Here is a 16942-nt window from a genome sequence, read left to right as displayed (position 1 = left end):
TGAACACTGCCTCTCAGAGTATAAAGTCTTAAGAATAACCAGAGACTTTATGACAAGCGGCAGGGATTAGCTATAATGCGCAACAATTTTATTTTTGGTGATATGTCGATATGAACTCTTTGTTTGCCAGCACGGCGCGTGGACTGGAAGAACTGTTAAAAAGCGAACTGGAAACGCTGGGTGCGCAAGCCTGCAAAGTTGTGCAGGGAGGGGTGCATTTTGAAGGTGACGATCGCCTGCTGTACCGTAGCTTATTGTGGAGCCGTCTGGCTTCGCGCATCCTGTTGCCGCTGAACGAATTCAAAGTTCACAGCGATCTGGATCTTTATCTTGGCGTGATGGCGATTGACTGGCCGTCCGTTTTTGGCGTGGAAAAAACGTTCGCCGTGCATTTCAGCGGCCTGAATGACGAAATCCGTAACAGCCAGTACGGCGCGCTGAAAGTGAAAGACGCCATTGTCGACAGCTTTACCCGCAAAATGGATGAGCGTCCGAATGTGGCGAAACAGCAGCCCGATATTCGTGTAAACGTCTTCCTGCAACGTGATACCGCCAGCGTCGCGTTGGATCTCAGCGGCGAAGGCCTGCATCAGCGTGGCTACCGTGATCTGACCGGTCAGGCACCGCTGAAAGAAAACCTAGCTGCGGCTATCGTGATGCGTTCAGGCTGGGAAGCGGGCACGCCGATGGTCGATCCGATGTGTGGTTCCGGTACCTTGCTGATCGAAGCGGCAATGATCGCCGCCGATCGCGCGCCGGGCTTACATCGCCAGCACTGGGGCTTTACCGGCTGGAACAAATTTGACGCCGAACTGTGGCGCGAACTAACCGCCGAAGCACAGGTTCGTACCCGCCGTGCAGTGCAGGAAACCACGTCCCGTTTCTTCGGTTCTGATATTGACCGCCGCGTCATTGAGATGGCGCGTGCCAACGCCCGTCGCGCCGGTGTGGCGGAGCTGATTAGCTTTGAAGCCGCTGAAGTCGGTAAACTGGTGAATCCGTTGCCGGAAGGTCCGGTGGGTACGGTCATCAGTAACCCGCCATACGGTGAACGTCTGGAAAGCGAACCGGCGCTGATTGCGCTGCACAACATGCTTGGTCGCATCATGAAGACTAAGTTTGGTGGCTGGCAGTTGTCGCTGTTCAGTGCGTCGCCGGAATTGCTGAGTTGCCTGCAATTGCGTGCTGAGCGCCAGTTCAAAGCTAAAAACGGTCCGCTGGAATGTGTGCAGAAAAACTACCAGCTGGCTGAAAACCCGACTGGTGCTGCCGGAACGCAAATGGCGGAAGATTATGCAAACCGCCTGCGTAAGAACGTGAAAAAACTGGAGAAATGGGCTAAACAGCAGGACATTGAATGCTACCGCTTGTATGACGCCGATTTGCCAGATTACAACGTGGCGGTTGACCGCTACGGCAGCAAAGTGGTGGTGCAGGAATATGCGCCGCCAAAAACTGTGGATGCACAAAAAGCCCGTCAGCGCTTGTTTGACGTGATCAATGCCACCCTGTCAGTGCTGGATATTTCATCCAGCCAGTTGATCCTGAAAACCCGTGAACGCCAGAAAGGTACCAGTCAGTACGAGAAACTGGCGCAAAAAGGCGAGTTCCTGCTGGTTGAAGAGTTCAACGCGAAGCTGTGGGTCAATCTGACGGATTATCTTGATACCGGTTTGTTCCTTGACCACCGTATCGCCCGTAAAATGCTCGGTGAAATGAGTAAGGGTAAGGACTTCCTCAACCTGTTTGCTTACACCGGCACCGCCAGTGTTCATGCAGGTCTGGGCGGCGCGCGCAGCACGACTACGGTAGATATGTCCCGCACCTATCTGGAATGGGCGGAAAAGAACCTGCGCGCTAACGGTCTGACCGGCCGTCAGCATCGCCTGATCCAGGCAGATTGTCTGTCTTATCTGGGGATGTGCGATGAACAATTCGATGTGATCTTTATCGATCCGCCGACGTTCTCCAACTCTAAACGTATGGCCGAAAGTTTTGACGTACAGCGTGATCATCTGGCTCTGATGAAAGATCTGAAACGCATTTTACGTCGCAACGGCACCATTATGTTCTCCAACAACAAGCGCGGCTTCCAGATGGACCTCGAAGGATTGAGCAAGCTGGGGCTGAGCGCGAAAGAAATCACCAGCCAAACCCTGTCACAGGATTTCGCCCGTAATCGTCAGATTCATAACTGCTGGCTGCTGTCCCATGCCGGCGAGGAAAAATAAAGTTTATGTCGTTAATTAGTATGTCAGGTGCCTGGCTGTCATTCAGTGACTCGCCGCTGTTGGATAACACCGAATTACACATCGAGCCAAATGAGCGCGTCTGTCTTGTTGGCCGTAACGGCGCCGGTAAATCGACGCTGATGAAAATCCTGAACCGCGAAGTGCCGCTTGATGACGGCCGTATCGTGTATGAGCAGGATTTGATTGTCGCGCGTCTGCAACAGGATCCGCCGCGCAACGTCGAAGGTACAGTGTTTGATTTCGTCTCCGAAGGCGTATTCGAGCAGGCTGAACACCTGAAAGCGTATCACGCGATTTCGCATCTGGTTGAAACCGACCCGAGCGAAAAGAACATGAACAAACTGGCTCAGGTGATGGAAATTCTCGATCATCAGGGCCTGTGGCAGCTCGACAGCCGTATCAATGAAGTATTACTGAAACTGGGTCTGGATGCCGATACAGAGCTGAAATCCCTGTCTGGTGGCTGGCTGCGTAAAGCGGCGCTGGGACGTGCTTTGGTCAGCGCGCCGCACATTCTGCTGCTCGACGAACCGACCAACCACCTGGATATCGAAAGTATCGCGTGGCTGGAAGATTTCCTGAAAGAATTCCAGGGCAGCATTATCTTCATTTCCCATGACCGTTCTTTCATCCGCAATATGGCGACCCGCATTGTCGATCTTGATCGCGGCAAACTGGTGTCCTATCCGGGTAATTACGAAGCGTATTTGCTGGCAAAAGAAGAAGCGTTGCGCGTTGAAGAACTGCAAAACGCTGAGTTCGATAAAAAACTGGCGCAGGAAGAAGTGTGGATCCGTCAGGGTATCAAAGCCCGCCGTACCCGTAACGAAGGCCGCGTACGCGCCCTGAAAGCCCTGCGTAAAGAACGTTCCGATCGCCGTGAAGTGATGGGCACCGCCAAAATGCAGGTGGTTGAAGCGGCAAGCTCCGGCAAGATTGTCTTTGAAATGGAAGACGTTAACTACAGCATCGCCGGTAAACAACTGGTCAGCAATTTCTCTTCGCAGGTTATGCGTGGAGACAAAATTGCACTGATAGGCCCGAACGGCTGCGGTAAAACGACGTTACTGAAACTGATGTTGAGTCAGATTAAGGCAGACAGCGGCCGCGTTCACTGCGGTACCAAACTGGAAGTCGCCTATTTCGACCAGCACCGTGCTGAGCTGGATCCTGAACGTACCGTGATGGATAACCTCGCTGAAGGTAAGCAGGAAGTGATGGTTAACGGTCGTGCCCGTCACGTGCTGGGCTACCTGCAGGACTTCCTGTTTCATCCAAAACGTGCAATGACGCCGGTAAAAGCGCTGTCAGGCGGCGAACGTAACCGTCTGCTGCTGGCAAAACTGTTCCTGCGTCCCAGCAACCTGCTGATCCTCGATGAACCGACCAACGACCTGGATGTGGAAACACTCGAGCTGCTGGAAGAGATGATCGACAGCTATCAGGGCACGGTAATGCTGGTGAGCCATGACCGTGAGTTTGTTGATAACTCAGCAACCGAATGCTGGATTTATGAAGGCAACGGCGTGATCAACAGTTATGTTGGCGGTTACCATGACGCACAGCATCAGCGCCGTAACCAGAAGCCAATCCGTCAGGCGGTAGTCACCGAAAATAAACCGGCTGCTCAACCTAAAGCAGAACCAGCAAAACGCACGGCGAATAAGCTCAGCTATAATCAACAACGCGAGCTTGAACAATTGCCTGCGCAAATCAGCACGCTGGAAGAAAGAATTGAAGCGCTGCAACAGCAAATGAGTGATGCGAATTTCTTCACACTTCCTCATGAAGAAACTCAGCAGGTTATCACCGCTTTAGCCGCCGCAGAGCAGGAGTTAGAGCAGGCGTTTGAACGTTGGGAAGCGCTGGAAGCGCAGAAAAACGGCTAACACTGCCCCGTCATGTGCCGCGGAATGAAGGATTGTTCCTGCGGCACATGCTATTGCACGTTCCGCAATTGAGGAGTTGGCTTGTGTGTTCTCATGTCCACGATCCGCACATTTTATGTCCCCAATGCGATTTGCTGGTGGCAATCCCTGAGATTGCTGTCGGGCAAAAAGCAAAATGCCCGCGTTGCCATACGACGCTGACGTCGCGCTGGAAAGAGCCGCGTCGCCGCCCTATTGCCTATGCTGTCAGCGCATTATTCATGCTGCTGTTGTCTAACCTTTTCCCTTTCGTGAACATGAAAGTTGCCGGCCTGGGAAGCGAAGTTACACTGATTCAAATTCCCCAGGTTTTAGTTTCTGACGACTACGCCAGCATGGCGTCGCTGTTTATGATTCTGGTTCAACTGATGCCTGCGTTAGGCATGATTTTCATCATCATTCTTTGCCAGGGGACATCGATACCCAGTCACTGGCAGATCAGCATTGCCCGTAACTATTTTCGCCTGAAGGCCTGGTGCATGGTCGAGATTTTCCTGGCGGGTGTCTTGGTCAGTTTCGTGAAGCTGATGGCTTATGGTGATGTCGGCGTCGGCACCAGTTTCTATCCCTTTGTGCTGTTTTGTATTTTACAGCTCAGGGCTTTTCAGTGTACTGACCGTTACTGGATCTGGCAGCAGGTTGCTCCTGCACCGAAGCTGGAGATGCCGCTTCGTGTCGGTGAGAGCGGACTGTCACAGGGATTACGTTCATGCCATTGTTGTATGGCTATTTTGCCGGTTGATCAAAAACAGTGCGGGCGTTGTGATACATCCGGCCATGCGCGCCGCAAAAACAGTTTGCAATGGACGATGGCACTTCTCATTACGTCTATTTTTTTGTATATCCCCGCCAATCTGCTGCCGATCATGATAACCCAGGTGCTCGGCACTCCGATGCCATCCACCATTATGGCTGGCGTGGTGTTGCTGTGGAGTGAAGGTTCTTATCCTGTGGCTATGGTGATTTTGATTGCCAGTATCATGGTGCCGACGCTGAAAATGATTGCGATTGGTTGGTTATGCTGGGATGCAAACAGTAATAAGGAAATTGACAGGGAAAGATTGCACGTGATTTATGAAGTCGTGGAATTTGTTGGCCGCTGGTCAATGATTGACGTGTTCGTTATTGCGGTGCTTTCAGCTCTGGTAAGGATGGGACAACTGATGAGTATTTATCCGGACATTGGCGCACTGCTTTTTGCCAGTGTTGTCATTCTCACTATGTTCGCTGCAATGACGTTTGACCCAAGGCTCATTTGGGATCGCGCTGTAATGAAGTCTGCAAAGGAGCCACAAGATGGCGGGAAATAATATGGCAGAGCACGATGGAACTGCCAAAGTAGAAAAGATTAAACGCTGGTCGCCGGTGTGGATTGTGCCGATTGTTACGGCACTGATCGGCGCCTGGATACTGTTCTACCACTACAGCCATCAGGGCCCGGAAGTGACATTGATCACCACCACGGCGGAAGGCATTGAGGGCGGAAAGACCACCATCAAAAGCCGTAACGTTGATGTCGGTAAAGTGGAAAGCGTGACCCTGAGTGAAGATCTGCAACAGGTCATTATTAAAGCGCGCCTGAATACCGGCATGGAAAAAATGCTCCGTGACGACTCTGTATTCTGGGTGGTAAAACCGCAAATCGGACGTGAAGGTATTTCCGGTTTGGGCACATTATTGTCAGGTGCGTATATTCAGTTGCAGCCGGGCAATAAAGGCGGTGAAAAATCAGAATATAAACTGGATGATTCACCTCCGCTGGCTTCCCCTGATGCCAAAGGTATCCGCGTGAGTCTGGAAAGTGAACGTTCAGGCCAGCTGAATCCGGGAGATCCGGTGCTGTTCAGAGGTTTCCAGGTCGGTACAGTGGAAACCAGTCACTTTGATCCGAAAGCGCGCAACATCAAATATCAGCTGTTTATCCGGGCACCTTACGACACGTTGGTGACTGACAACGTTCGTTTCTGGAAAGACAGCGGCGTGAACTTCGATATGTCTGCCGCCGGTATGCGTGTCGAAATGGGTTCACTGACCACGTTATTTAGCGGTGGTGTCAGCTTTGACATTCCGAATGGCTGGACGCAGGGCAACGAAGCCAAAGATGGTGACAGTTATAAGCTCTTCGACGATCAGAAAAGCATTCAGGAATCGCTTTATACCCGTCACATGGATTACGTCATGTTCTTCTCGGATTCTATTCGCGGCCTGCAACCTGGCGCGCCTGTTGAATTCCGTGGCATCCGTCTGGGGACTGTGGCCGAAGTGCCATATCCGATGAATGTGGTGAAACAGCAGATGTCGGATGATTATCGTATTCCGGTGCTGATCCGCATCGAACCAGACCGCTTCGCTCAGTTGCTGGGCAGTAACTTTAATATCGAAGAGCATATCCGTGACGGTATCGCTCATGGTCTGCGTGCTTCGATGAAATCAGCCAACCTGCTAACGGGGGCGATGTTTATTGATCTGGATTTCTATCCGAATGAGAAACCGTGGAAAGGGCCGCTGGAAATAGACGGGCAAAAACTGTTGCCGACGGTGAGCGGCGGGTTTGCGCAGATCCAACAGAAACTGATGACCACGCTCGATAAGATCAACAATCTGCCGATCGAACCGATGATGCGTGAAGCCACCAGCACACTGGCGGAAAGTCAGAGGACGATGAAAGCGACGCAGAGGACCATAGAGTCTCTGAATTCCATTGTCAGCAGCAAGGAAATGAAAAACCTGCCACAGGATATGCAGCAGACGTTGATTCAGCTTAACCGCAGCCTGAAAGGCTTCCAGCCTGGTTCTCCGGCATACGGACATATGGTGAATGACATGCAAAGTCTGGATAAGACCCTGCGTGAACTGCAACCGGTATTGAAAACGCTTAATCAGAAAAGTAATGCACTGATTTTCGCCGCCCCAGGGCAAGATGATCCTCAGCCGAAGAAGGCCAAATAATGATGAAATGGATACCTGTCGTCTTAGCATTATTCCTGACTGCCTGTAGCAGCAGTGATCAGAAAACTTACTACCAGTTGCCGGTGCTCAACAGCGCCCCGGCAACGGGCAGCGCAATGTCATCAGGCATGACTACCCAACGCCATCTGTGGGTGGAAAGGGTTAGTGTGGCTGATTACTTGTCAGGTAACGGACTGGTTTATCAGACCAATGATGTGCAGTACACGCTGACCCAGAATAATCTCTGGGCCAGCCCGCTGGATCAGCAACTTCAACAATCACTGGTGACATACCTGCGCCGTGACTTGCCGGGGTATCTGGTTTCCACCCAGGCTGTCAGTTCGGATGATCAGGATGTGCTGAACGTGAATGTGACCGCATTCCACGGCCGTTATGATGGCACGGTGGTTATCAGCGGGAGCTGGACGCTGAGCCGCAGCGGGCAGATGATCCAGCGCGACTTTACGTTAAACCTGAAACAGAACGAAGATGGTTATGATGCGCTGGTGAAAACGCTGGCTGCCGGATGGCAGCAAGAAGCAGGCCAGATTGCCTCACAAATAAGATGACTATTTTTTAAGCTTAATATTTTTTAAGTAAAACGTAAAAAATCCCGGCTTCTGACTTTTCAGACACCGGGATTTTTTTATGGTGATCAGCCAGATGAGGATTTTATTAGCACTATTATCTCGCGCGCAATCTAATAATATAACTCACAAATATGACATTGGCGTGAATTTTGCGCATTGACCTCTCTGCCGATAGCAGCTATTTGTTAGGTGTGGACGCAGAAGCGGGCCACTGTTTTCTTTCCACCTGACCTGAATAATGAGGGATATAAGGCATGAAGAGACAAAAACGCGATCGCCTGGAACGGGCACAATCACGTGGATATCAAGCAGGTATTGGCGGACGCTCAAAAGAGATTTGTCCGTACCAATCATTAGATGCCCGATCACACTGGCTCGGGGGTTGGCGACAAGCCATGGAGGACAGGGCCGTTACCGCTTAAGCGGCTCCCCTGTCAGAATAAGGAACAACCTCCGCTGCGCGCGGAGGTTTTTGTTTGTAATAAACATCATTAATATCATCTGCGCTGAAAAATGCGCATAAAAAACGGCGAGCCATCAGGCTCACCGTTTTATCAGACTCAGCAATGCGCTTTCTTAGAAAGCAGCGGCGTCTTTGAACAGACCAACTTTCAGGTCAGTTGCGGTGTAAATCACCACACCATCAACCAGAACTTCACCATCAGCGACGCCCATGATCAGTTTACGGTTGATAACACGTTTGAAATTCAGGCGGTAGGTAACCAGTTTTGCAGTTGGCAACACCTGACCGGTGAATTTAACTTCACCTACACCCAGTGCGCGGCCTTTGCCTTCGCCACCGAGCCAGCCCAGATAGAAACCGACTAACTGCCACATTGCGTCCAGACCCAGACAGCCTGGCATAACCGGATCACCAATAAAGTGACAGCCGAAGAACCACAGGTCAGGATTGATATCTAACTCAGCTTCAACATAACCTTTGCCATGGGTGCCGCCATTTTCTTGCATCTTAACGATGCGATCCATCATCAGCATATTGCCTGATGGTAATGGAGGACCGCCAGCGCCAAACAGTTCACTGCGGCCAGAAGCTACGAGGTCTTCTTTCGTATAGGAATCGCGTTTATCTACCATGTTCTATGTAAGCCTTATTTTAATGAAGGGCGAAGCTTAGCTTACAGCTGTAAGCTGAACAACTCCGATCAGCTGCGGCTGAACCAGTTCAACCAGCGAAGAGGCCACGGGTAGCGCGGGCCACCTTGCGATGTGACCAGCGCAATACGCTGCTGAATCAATCCCAGCAGGCTCGGACGCTCTTCTTCAGCTTCTTCTTCGTTTGTGTAAATCAGTCCGGTCAGGATAGGCAGCGCTTCGGCTGCGTTATCAACTGCCCATAAGTGAAACTGGCCTTCGCGAACGGCGTCTACAACCTGCGGATGCAGGCAAAGATTACGCACGTTGCTGGTTGGCAGAATGACCCCTTGCTTACCGGTCAAACCGCGACGCTGACAAACTTCGAAGAAACCTTCGATTTTCTCATTCACGCCACCAATGGGTTGCACATTCCCAAACTGATCGACAGAGCCGGTGACCGCAATTTGCTGGTTAATCGGCTGCATCGACAACGCACTGATGAGTGCGCAGAGTTCAGCGAGGGATGCGCTGTCGCCGTCCACTTCTCCGTAAGACTGCTCAAACACAATCGAAGCGGAGAAGGGCAGAGGCTGGTCGAGTTCTAACTCGGAAATCAAAAAGGCCTGCATAATCATCATGCCTTTGGCATGCAGATTACCGCCTAATTCAGCTTTGCGTTCAACGTCGGTAAATTCGCCGTCGCCGGTGTGTACGACACAACTAATACGTGAAGGTTCACCTAAAGCGCGCGGATGACCCGGATATTCCAGAACGGAAAGGCCGTTAATCTGCCCGACGACTTCACCTTCGGTTTCAATACGGATTTGCCCAAGCTCAATTTCGTCCTGCATACGTTCCTGCAGGTAGCTTTCGCGCCATGCACGTGCATTCGCGGCCGCTTCAAGAGATTTGGCACTGAGCAACTCGTCTTCATTGTAAAGCGCGGCTTCACTGAGCTGAGTATTCAGCCAGACCGGATCGAGAGTCAGGCTTCCCTGATCGGTGCTGTGGCGAATGGCAATTTTCAGAAACTCAGGCCAGGCATCGGCAGCAAGACGCGGGATCTCAAGCTCATCGGCCAGCGTGTTAACGTAACCACACCAGGTTTCCATGTCACTTTCTTCGGTCAGTGGCAGGTCCGCTTCAAATTCGCCATAGATGGCAGAATCCATCAGCTCCGGTTCCATATCGCTGAGGTCGCCCAGCGACAAGCGATCGCCCACCAGAATAAGACGCAGATCCAGCGGCATCGGAGGCACCGTCACTGGCAACGGTTTTGTCTCATCCGGAGATACCCAGTGATACTGGCCTTCAGTGATCATTTGCTTAAGTCGCAACCACATCAGTGGCTGAGCGATGAGTGTGCGGATAGACAGCACTAAAACACCGCCATTGACCTGATGAACCAGACCCGGTTCGAGTTGAATCTGATCTTTAAACAAGCGAACACAGCCAAACAATTGTTCCGGCTCAATCCATTCGCGGTACTGGCAGGTAAAGCTTGCAGCAAAGGTATCTTCTGAAGATTTAGCCGCCAGCAGCGTCACCTTATTACCGTCAATATGATAGCGGTTGCCAATAACTTCAGTTTGTTCCGGCAGCAGGCTCCTGACCACATCAGCGATGCGTGACAAGTACTCGCGATTTTCCTGCGCTTTGAGCGTCATAAAACGCGCACGGGAACGGGGATGACAAAACAGCGTTAAACCATTTTCCAGCCGGGGCTGAGTGCCTGCGAAATCGACAGGGGCTAACTGGGAAGCCGTTGCAAAAATTGCCTCGTAAGGCGCGGTATCGGGCAGTAAAAGCTGCCAGTCAAGTCGGTTATTGGTCAATGTGTTAGCTGTTTTCTATAAAAAGGGAAAGAGCGATTATACAAGAATAAATCCGGCTGCATACAATCAGAGTCGCAGCACAATTGGTCTTAGTGCACATTGCTGAACGGGTGCTTAAAAAACAGGCAAAATAAGCGGGTTTATTTGGGGTGAAAATTGAATTAAAGCTGTTATGCTTAGTAAAGTTACGTGGTCACCGAAGAGTTCACGATGAAATATCAGCAACTGGAAAATCTCGAAAGCGGTTGGAAATGGAAGTATCTGGTGAAAAAACACCGGGAAGGTGAGCGGATTACTCGTCATTTGGAAAAAAGCGCCGCTGAAGAATCCGTGAATCAACTTCTCAGGCTGGAAAACGAACCTGTTAAGGTGACGGATTGGATCGTTAATAATATGAATCCGTCGCTGGAAAATCGGCTAAAACAAACCATCCGTGCCCGCCGTAAGCGTCATTTTAATGCTGAACATCAGCATACGCGTAAGAAGTCCATTGACCTGGAATTTCTTGTCTGGCAGCGACTGGCTGGACTGGCGCAAAGGCGCGGAGCAACATTGTCTGATACGATCATTCAGTTGCTTGAAGATGCGGAACGTAAAGAGAAGTACGCAAATCAGATGTCTTCTCTTAAAGAAGATCTGGAACAAATCCTCGGTAAAAAAGAGAGCTGAGTCTCTCTTCTTCCTTCCCCGAATTCTTCACAGACTTTCTCATCAGAAAGCATTTCCCTGACTTTTCATTAGAAGACATAAAAAAACCCCGCCGAGGCGGGGTTTTTGATATCTGTAGCAAAAGCTAAAGAGTGTTATTAAGCCTGTGGCTGAGTAACAGTATCTTTGTAGCCTTTAACTTCGATTTCTACACGACGGTCTGGTGCCAGGCAGTCGATCAGAGCAGCACGGCCTTTAACGGAGTCACAGGTAGAACCGGTAACTGGGTTAGATTTACCCTGGCCTTGTGCAGAGATCTTGTTAGCAGGGATACCTTTAGATACCAGGTAATCTACTACGCTCTGAGCACGTTGCTCAGACAGTTTCTGGTTGTATTGTTCTGAACCGATACGGTCGGTGTAACCCAGAACGATAACAGAACCGTCTTTAGGATCGATTGAGCTCAACTGGCTGTACAGCTGATCCAGAGCCTGTTGGCCTTCTGGTTTCAGAGTTGCTTTGTTGAAGTTGAAGAGAACGTCAGATTTCAGAGTGAATTTCTTAGTCTCAACAACTGGAGCTGGTGCTGGTGCTGGAGCAACAACTGGAGCAGCTTCTTCTTGACCGAAACGGTAAGAAACACCCACAGCCAGCATGCCGTTATCAGGACGTGCGCCAACAGTAGCAGCGTCACCGATGTTGTTAACCCACTGGTAATCCAGACGGGTAGCCCAGTTTTTGGTCACTGCGTATTCAAGACCAACGGCTGCCAGTGGAGAAACACCGGTGTCGTGATCGCTTACGCGGCCAGCTGCGCCATTGTCGAAGTTACCTTTAGCGTCTGCACGCCAAACCATACCACCCAGACGGGTATAGATGTCCAGGTCGTCAGTCAGTGGGTAGCTCAGTTTAGCAGCCAGCTGAACGCCTTGTGCTTTGAACGCGCCATTGTTTACGCTGCCTTTGTAAGGCATACGGCCAAGCCAGTCATATCCCATTTCAAAGCCCAGGTATTGGTTCGCTTGGTAACCCAAGAACGCACCTGCACCCAGTTGGCTCTCGTGGGTAGGGCCGTTGCCGATACCTTCGTAAGCATTTGCGAAACCAGTGTCATGGTATTGGGACCAGCCCAATTTACCACCGGTATACCAGGTGTTATCTTTAGGGGCGGCTTGCGCTACGGTAGCGAAACCTGCCAGTGCCACTGCTAATGCGATAGCTGTCTTTTTCATTTTGCGCCTCGTTATCATCCAAATAGGCAATTGAGCTTTAAGCTTTTTAAGCCCTTGGTTAAAATCCTTACGCCAAGATTATTGCTTCATTTCAGAACTTGCCACTTTACGTTGGCATTATTGAGCAACCTTGGCGTTGTAAAGTCTACAACGTGGCGCGAAACTTACAAGCTTGATGTGTTAACACCGTGGAAAAAAAGGGAAAAACGTACACATTTCTTAACGGCTTTGACCAATTACTGACAATTTTCGAAGACAATCTACATTCAGGAAGCCCGTTTTTACTGGGTTCCGGAGCTTTCGCAGCACAAATCACTAAGTTCCCCATTATTTTCGTAGGAACATTCCTATTTTGAACTAATGGTATACAGAAGAGTGAATTTTTACTGTTGAGTGATGTCCACTAGCTGAATTCTGTTCATTTGTTGGCTTCATGATGAAGCCGTATGCTCCCCCCTGACGGGCAGCAATTTGTAATCTTTCCCTCTCTGCATCATTCAAATCTGGCAACCATCCAAGCACGACACTGTAGTTACCCGTTTGCAATGCTTTTTCCATGGCATCGACAGTAGACATCGCAGTGATCTGATTCACCTGCACCATTTTATCCACCGGTAGCCCGGACTCTGATAACCAGTGGCGGCTCAATTTTTGTTGTGGTGTCAGCCACAACAACCAGCGTGATTGCATGCCGAGATGTTGCAGCAGGGGCAGCAGTAACTGAGCAAAAGCAGGTTGGCTCGCACTATAGACGAACTCAGTGATCAGACCATTATTCAAGGATGCAGACGTATTTACCTGTGCACGGGAAACGGGCAAAGCAAGCTGACTAAAATGATGATTTGTATGGTGTTGAGTTCGCATAGAGATGTACCCCAGTGAGTTACTGTATGGATGTACAGTACTCTGGCGATGAGCAAAGATCAACCCAATTTTTCCAAGACATCTCGCAAATATTGAAGGCAATACACTGCAACTGCATTTTATGTTTGTTGCCACTCACGACATTGCGTATTTTGCATTTAGCGGTTCTGGTAATTCAAATTGGAAGTCAGGAATGAATGTGAAAAGGATAACGCAATGATAAATAAATCAAAAAAAAGAGTACTTGAATGTCTGGAACTGTTTGCCCCACTGGGCAATATACGATCGCGAACGCAGTTTGGCGGATTCAGTTTATCGGCCGATCGAGCCATGTTTGGTCTGGTGTCTGACGGAGAATTATTCCTGAGGGCGAATGATGATACAGAAGGTCATTTTTGTCGGAAAAAAATGGAACGTCTGATCTACCGCAAGCGCGGGATGGATGTGCATTTACGCTATTTCAAAGTCAGTCATGAGCAGTGGAGTGATCCCCACATTTTGCTGAGACTGGCGAGAGTTTCAATCAAAGGGATGCGTCGTGAAATTGAAGCAAAGAAAAACAGTGAAGCATCACGTTTGAAAGACTTACCTAATCTCTCGCTGGCTCTTGAGCGGATGCTGTGGCAAGTCGGTATCGAGAATTCGGGGGACCTTCGGATGCAAGGTGCGTGCGGGGCATACCTGAAATTGTGTGCAATAAAAAAAAAGAATTTGGGCATTAATTTGCTGATGGCACTGGAAGGCGCAATTTTAGGTTTTCATGAAGCGGCCTTGCCGACGGCGTCGAGAGAGTTTTTAACTCACTGGTTCAACCATCAGCAAGAAAAGTATCCGATGACGCACTAACCCGCAGCACATGATGGCTGCGGGTTGTCAGACCGGGTTATGAGCAGGCAAGATTTTACTGTTAAGACTGGTGAGTTCAGGTAAATGAGCCACCAGTAATCCAATTTGTTGCAATACCAGCTGTTCTTTACTGTCCGAATCCGGGGTTCTCATCTGAATGCGGGCACTGAGATTTTCAAGAGCCTGCTGAATACGCCCGGATTCAGCAGGCAGATGGTGCAGAGCCCCGTCCACGCAGCACACTGCATCATCCAGCAAGCTCAGGGTTTCAGCATCTTCGAGTTTTTCACGATGTGCCCCGAGCGCAGAAATATAGCTCAGCATCGTATGGTTGAGGCACAGCAAGCGGAATGCGGCATCCAGAGTCGTTGTGTCGTTATTTTTCTCCGAACTCATATTCGAGACTACTGACGCCAGTTCCGCATCACAGTTATGCGCATCACGGCGTGCCAGACGATAATCGAGACTGTTGTCTTTTCCCTGATGGTATTGCACCAAAATAGCGTCAAGGTAGCGGCAGTTGGCATCGAAAGTTTTGCTGACAACGCGGTCGATTTGCCTGAATTTCCAGTCCGGCCAGATAAAAGTCACTGCAGCCCAGGCAATACCACACCCAATCAGCGTATCGATGACGCGGGGTATGGCGATTTCAAAACCCTCTCCCAGCAAGTTGAAACACAACAACACCAGCAGGGTAATAAACATCGTTGCCTGCGCATATTGCACCGTGCGAAAGGCGAAGAATAATAAACCGCTGATAACGATCAGGATCATTTGTCCGTCAATCGAAGGCACGAAGTACAGTATCGGAATACCCAGCGCGATACCGGCGAGAGTGCCGATAATCCTTAACGCCAGCCTGCGGCGTGTGGCGCTGTAGTTCGGCTGACAGACAAACAAACTGGTGAGCAATATCCAGTAGCCATGATGTAAACCACTGACCTGAAGAAACACGTAACCGACAAACAGAACGACTGACATACGCACCGCATGGCGGAATAATACTGACTGCGGCGTGAAGTGCCGCGATATACGCAGCCAGATATCATCAAGCCCTGTCAGGCGATCTTCGGCAAACGTGTTTTTCCCGGTTTCATTATTCTCAGGCAGTGACTGTTCGGATTCAATATTGGCCAGCTGTGCATCAATGGCGTGCAGATTGCGTAAAAGATGGCGCAACGCCTGCAACATTTCACGATGCTCGCCCTGAGATTCCAGGCGTTTCAATGCTTCTTCCAGCCGCGCAAACGCCCGCTCAAATTGGCTGTTATGCTGATATTTCTGACGATATAAAATGCATTGTGACAGCTGCAAACAGGCCCGGGCTTGCATACTCATCAGCCGCTGGAAACGGAACAGAATGTCACTGTGATGGAATTGTTCACTGAGCTTTAGATACTTCACATGCGACGAACTGGCGCGTTCGTGAATATCCTGCACCACGAAATAATAATGCAAAGTCCTGCGCGTTCCTTTCTGACCGCGGTCACCTTTCAGACGGGTTTGCAGCGTATTTTTAGTCTGATTAAGCGTGGAAACCAGCTGTCCGTTAGCCATCGCCAGCTCAACCAGTTGCTGATTATTGTCTTCCTGATCGGGGTCGAACAAGGTCGCTTTGGCTTCCAGATACGCCGCGAGTTGTGTGAAGCAGCGTGAAATCTGATCCTGTAGTGGCCGGATAGGAAAGATAATATGCCCGGCCAGCGTCAGCAGGTTATACCAGATGGCACCGGCCAGCAGGAGCAGTGGTTGCTGATACCAGATGTGATACATGCTCGTACCAAGCATGGTATAGATGGCGATCAGCAGCGCGCCAAAAGCAATAGTGGCATAACGCTGGCCGAGTGCGCCGAGCAGAATAAACCCGCAGGTGGAAAGCATCAGTCCCGGCGCAAATAGCCAGGGATAGGGGAAAAGTAATTCGATTGACGCTGAAGCGATGAAAAAGCATACCAGCGTAATCAGCAAATTACGCAGCCTGCCGGCTAGACGATCGTCAAGATCAGCCAGCGCGGCGGCGACGACACCGAGCGTCAGCGGGATAGTCAGCGTAATCTCACCCAGCCACCATGGAACGGCGGCCGCGCCTGCCAGAGCAATGAAAATCCTGATGTGATAAAGAACATTGCTGTTATAGGCATAACGCCTTAAGCCCGGTGCAATCGAAAGCACTAAAAAACCCCACCTTAAAAATCAAAAATGATGAAAATCAGCGAATGCGTCCATCTTTCATCAGACGGCTGGCATTCGCTTCACGAACTTGTCTGGCGAGCTCAACGGAAACCACCCGGCGTCCGACCGGCCACAGTGCGATAACGGCGATTTTAAAATTCGCGATGCCCACCGGAATGCCGATAATACTGATACATTGAGCGATACCCGCCATGATGTGGGACAAGCATAACCACCAGCCGAAGAAAATAAACCAGAATATATTCAACAGAGTACCACCGCCGGACATCAGCGCATTGCGTTTTTCAGGATACAATTCATCAACATGTACGGCTTCGTTGCCAAATGGCATCAAAGACAGACGGGTGATCTCCCAGCAAGAGCGGGTGAGGGGCAGGGTAAAGATCAGTACGATGCTCACCAGCGTGGCAAATAGCCAGGCGAGAGTGGTAAAGAAACCACCTAAAACAAAGTTGAGAATATTGAGAACTGTGCGCATGTCTGCTCTTCCCGAAGATATGAAAAGTTAAA

Annotated in this window: 14 protein-coding genes; 8 read left to right on the top strand and 6 right to left on the bottom strand. The window is 50.2% G+C overall.

Annotation, left to right across the window (positions count from 1 at the left end; translation table 11 throughout):
- Positions 1-110 precede the first annotated feature (110 nt).
- From rlmKL to rmf, 6 genes are all read left to right on the top strand, one after another.
- Positions 111-2231, top strand: coding sequence for a bifunctional 23S rRNA (guanine(2069)-N(7))-methyltransferase RlmK/23S rRNA (guanine(2445)-N(2))-methyltransferase RlmL (rlmKL, locus tag ACJY2G_RS09350; RefSeq protein WP_439291667.1), 2121 nt, complete (start codon positions 111-113; stop codon positions 2229-2231).
- A gap of 5 nt (positions 2232-2236) precedes the next feature.
- On the top strand, positions 2237-4141 hold the full coding sequence (locus ACJY2G_RS09345) for an ABC transporter ATP-binding protein (RefSeq protein WP_217175095.1): 1905 nt from the start codon (positions 2237-2239) through the stop codon (positions 4139-4141).
- A gap of 47 nt (positions 4142-4188) precedes the next feature.
- Positions 4189-5490 carry a membrane integrity-associated transporter subunit PqiA gene (gene pqiA, locus ACJY2G_RS09340; protein ID WP_181955481.1) on the top strand — a complete coding sequence of 434 codons (1302 nt, stop codon included), beginning with the start codon at positions 4189-4191 and terminating at the stop codon, positions 5488-5490.
- Positions 5477-7129 (top strand): intermembrane transport protein PqiB, encoded by a 1653-nt coding sequence (gene pqiB / locus ACJY2G_RS09335; RefSeq protein WP_430319185.1) that lies wholly within the window; start codon positions 5477-5479, stop codon positions 7127-7129. The genes pqiA and pqiB overlap by 14 nt, the downstream gene beginning before the upstream one ends.
- Positions 7129-7698, top strand: coding sequence for a membrane integrity-associated transporter subunit PqiC (gene pqiC / locus ACJY2G_RS09330; protein ID WP_120161266.1), 570 nt, complete (start codon positions 7129-7131; stop codon positions 7696-7698). The genes pqiB and pqiC overlap by 1 nt, the downstream gene beginning before the upstream one ends.
- A gap of 275 nt (positions 7699-7973) precedes the next feature.
- Entirely contained in the window at positions 7974-8141 is a 168-nt protein-coding gene (gene rmf / locus ACJY2G_RS09325) for a ribosome modulation factor (RefSeq protein WP_013574871.1), read from the top strand.
- A gap of 154 nt (positions 8142-8295) precedes the next feature.
- On the opposite strand, the gene fabA is transcribed toward rmf, so the two are convergent.
- Positions 8296-8814: a bifunctional 3-hydroxydecanoyl-ACP dehydratase/trans-2-decenoyl-ACP isomerase gene (fabA, locus tag ACJY2G_RS09320; RefSeq protein ID WP_430319184.1), complete on the bottom strand. Its 519-nt coding sequence runs from the start codon at positions 8812-8814 to the stop codon at positions 8296-8298.
- 68 nt (positions 8815-8882) lie between these two features.
- Complete coding sequence (locus tag ACJY2G_RS09315; protein ID WP_430319183.1) at positions 8883-10649, bottom strand: AAA family ATPase; 1767 nt, start codon at positions 10647-10649, stop codon at positions 8883-8885.
- Positions 10650-10859: 210 nt separating this feature from the next.
- Between ACJY2G_RS09315 and matP the strand changes: the two genes are divergently transcribed.
- Positions 10860-11318 (top strand): macrodomain Ter protein MatP, encoded by a 459-nt coding sequence (gene matP, locus ACJY2G_RS09310; RefSeq protein WP_430319182.1) that lies wholly within the window; start codon positions 10860-10862, stop codon positions 11316-11318.
- Positions 11319-11455: 137 nt separating this feature from the next.
- Here matP and ompA read toward each other — a convergent pair whose 3' ends face one another.
- Both ompA and sulA read right to left on the bottom strand, forming a co-directional pair.
- Positions 11456-12529 carry a porin OmpA gene (gene ompA, locus ACJY2G_RS09305; protein ID WP_112287383.1) on the bottom strand — a complete coding sequence of 358 codons (1074 nt, stop codon included), beginning with the start codon at positions 12527-12529 and terminating at the stop codon, positions 11456-11458.
- 357 nt (positions 12530-12886) lie between these two features.
- Complete coding sequence (gene sulA, locus ACJY2G_RS09300) at positions 12887-13393, bottom strand: SOS-induced cell division inhibitor SulA (protein WP_120161270.1); 507 nt, start codon at positions 13391-13393, stop codon at positions 12887-12889.
- 216 nt (positions 13394-13609) lie between these two features.
- Between sulA and ACJY2G_RS09295 the strand changes: the two genes are divergently transcribed.
- Positions 13610-14239 (top strand): TfoX/Sxy family DNA transformation protein, encoded by a 630-nt coding sequence (locus ACJY2G_RS09295; RefSeq protein ID WP_120161272.1) that lies wholly within the window; start codon positions 13610-13612, stop codon positions 14237-14239.
- Between the two features lie 27 nt (positions 14240-14266).
- Here ACJY2G_RS09295 and yccS read toward each other — a convergent pair whose 3' ends face one another.
- Together yccS and ACJY2G_RS09285 are read right to left on the bottom strand one after the other, a co-directional pair.
- Positions 14267-16411, bottom strand: a complete 2145-nt coding sequence (gene yccS, locus ACJY2G_RS09290) for a YccS family putative transporter (RefSeq protein WP_430319181.1) — start codon at positions 16409-16411, stop codon at positions 14267-14269.
- A 37-nt stretch (positions 16412-16448) separates the two neighbouring features.
- On the bottom strand, positions 16449-16910 hold the full coding sequence (locus tag ACJY2G_RS09285) for a YccF domain-containing protein (RefSeq protein ID WP_112287387.1): 462 nt from the start codon (positions 16908-16910) through the stop codon (positions 16449-16451).
- Positions 16911-16942 lie beyond the last annotated feature (32 nt).

This window comes from Rahnella sp. ATs2 (assembly GCF_051851855.1).
GTDB lineage: Bacteria > Pseudomonadota > Gammaproteobacteria > Enterobacterales > Enterobacteriaceae > Rahnella > Rahnella variigena.
This window is presented reverse-complemented; position numbering and strand designations above follow the sequence as displayed.

Excerpts from the sequence above, each read along its gene's own strand:
- ompA (WP_112287383.1), bottom strand. The coding sequence starts at position 12,529 with ATGAAAAAGACAGCTATCGCATTAGCAGTGGCACTGGCAGGTTTCGCT.
- fabA (WP_430319184.1), bottom strand. The coding sequence starts at position 8,814 with ATGGTAGATAAACGCGATTCCTATACGAAAGAAGACCTCGTAGCTTCT.
- ACJY2G_RS09285 (WP_112287387.1), bottom strand. The coding sequence starts at position 16,910 with ATGCGCACAGTTCTCAATATTCTCAACTTTGTTTTAGGTGGTTTCTTT.
- rlmKL (WP_439291667.1), top strand. The coding sequence starts at position 111 with ATGAACTCTTTGTTTGCCAGCACGGCGCGTGGACTGGAAGAACTGTTA.
- pqiB (WP_430319185.1), top strand. The coding sequence starts at position 5,477 with ATGGCGGGAAATAATATGGCAGAGCACGATGGAACTGCCAAAGTAGAA.
- rmf (WP_013574871.1), top strand. The coding sequence starts at position 7,974 with ATGAAGAGACAAAAACGCGATCGCCTGGAACGGGCACAATCACGTGGA.
- ACJY2G_RS09345 (WP_217175095.1), top strand. The coding sequence starts at position 2,237 with ATGTCGTTAATTAGTATGTCAGGTGCCTGGCTGTCATTCAGTGACTCG.
- ACJY2G_RS09295 (WP_120161272.1), top strand. The coding sequence starts at position 13,610 with ATGATAAATAAATCAAAAAAAAGAGTACTTGAATGTCTGGAACTGTTT.
- pqiC (WP_120161266.1), top strand. The coding sequence starts at position 7,129 with ATGATGAAATGGATACCTGTCGTCTTAGCATTATTCCTGACTGCCTGT.
- pqiA (WP_181955481.1), top strand. The coding sequence starts at position 4,189 with ATGCTATTGCACGTTCCGCAATTGAGGAGTTGGCTTGTGTGTTCTCAT.
- sulA (WP_120161270.1), bottom strand. The coding sequence starts at position 13,393 with ATGCGAACTCAACACCATACAAATCATCATTTTAGTCAGCTTGCTTTG.
- matP (WP_430319182.1), top strand. The coding sequence starts at position 10,860 with ATGAAATATCAGCAACTGGAAAATCTCGAAAGCGGTTGGAAATGGAAG.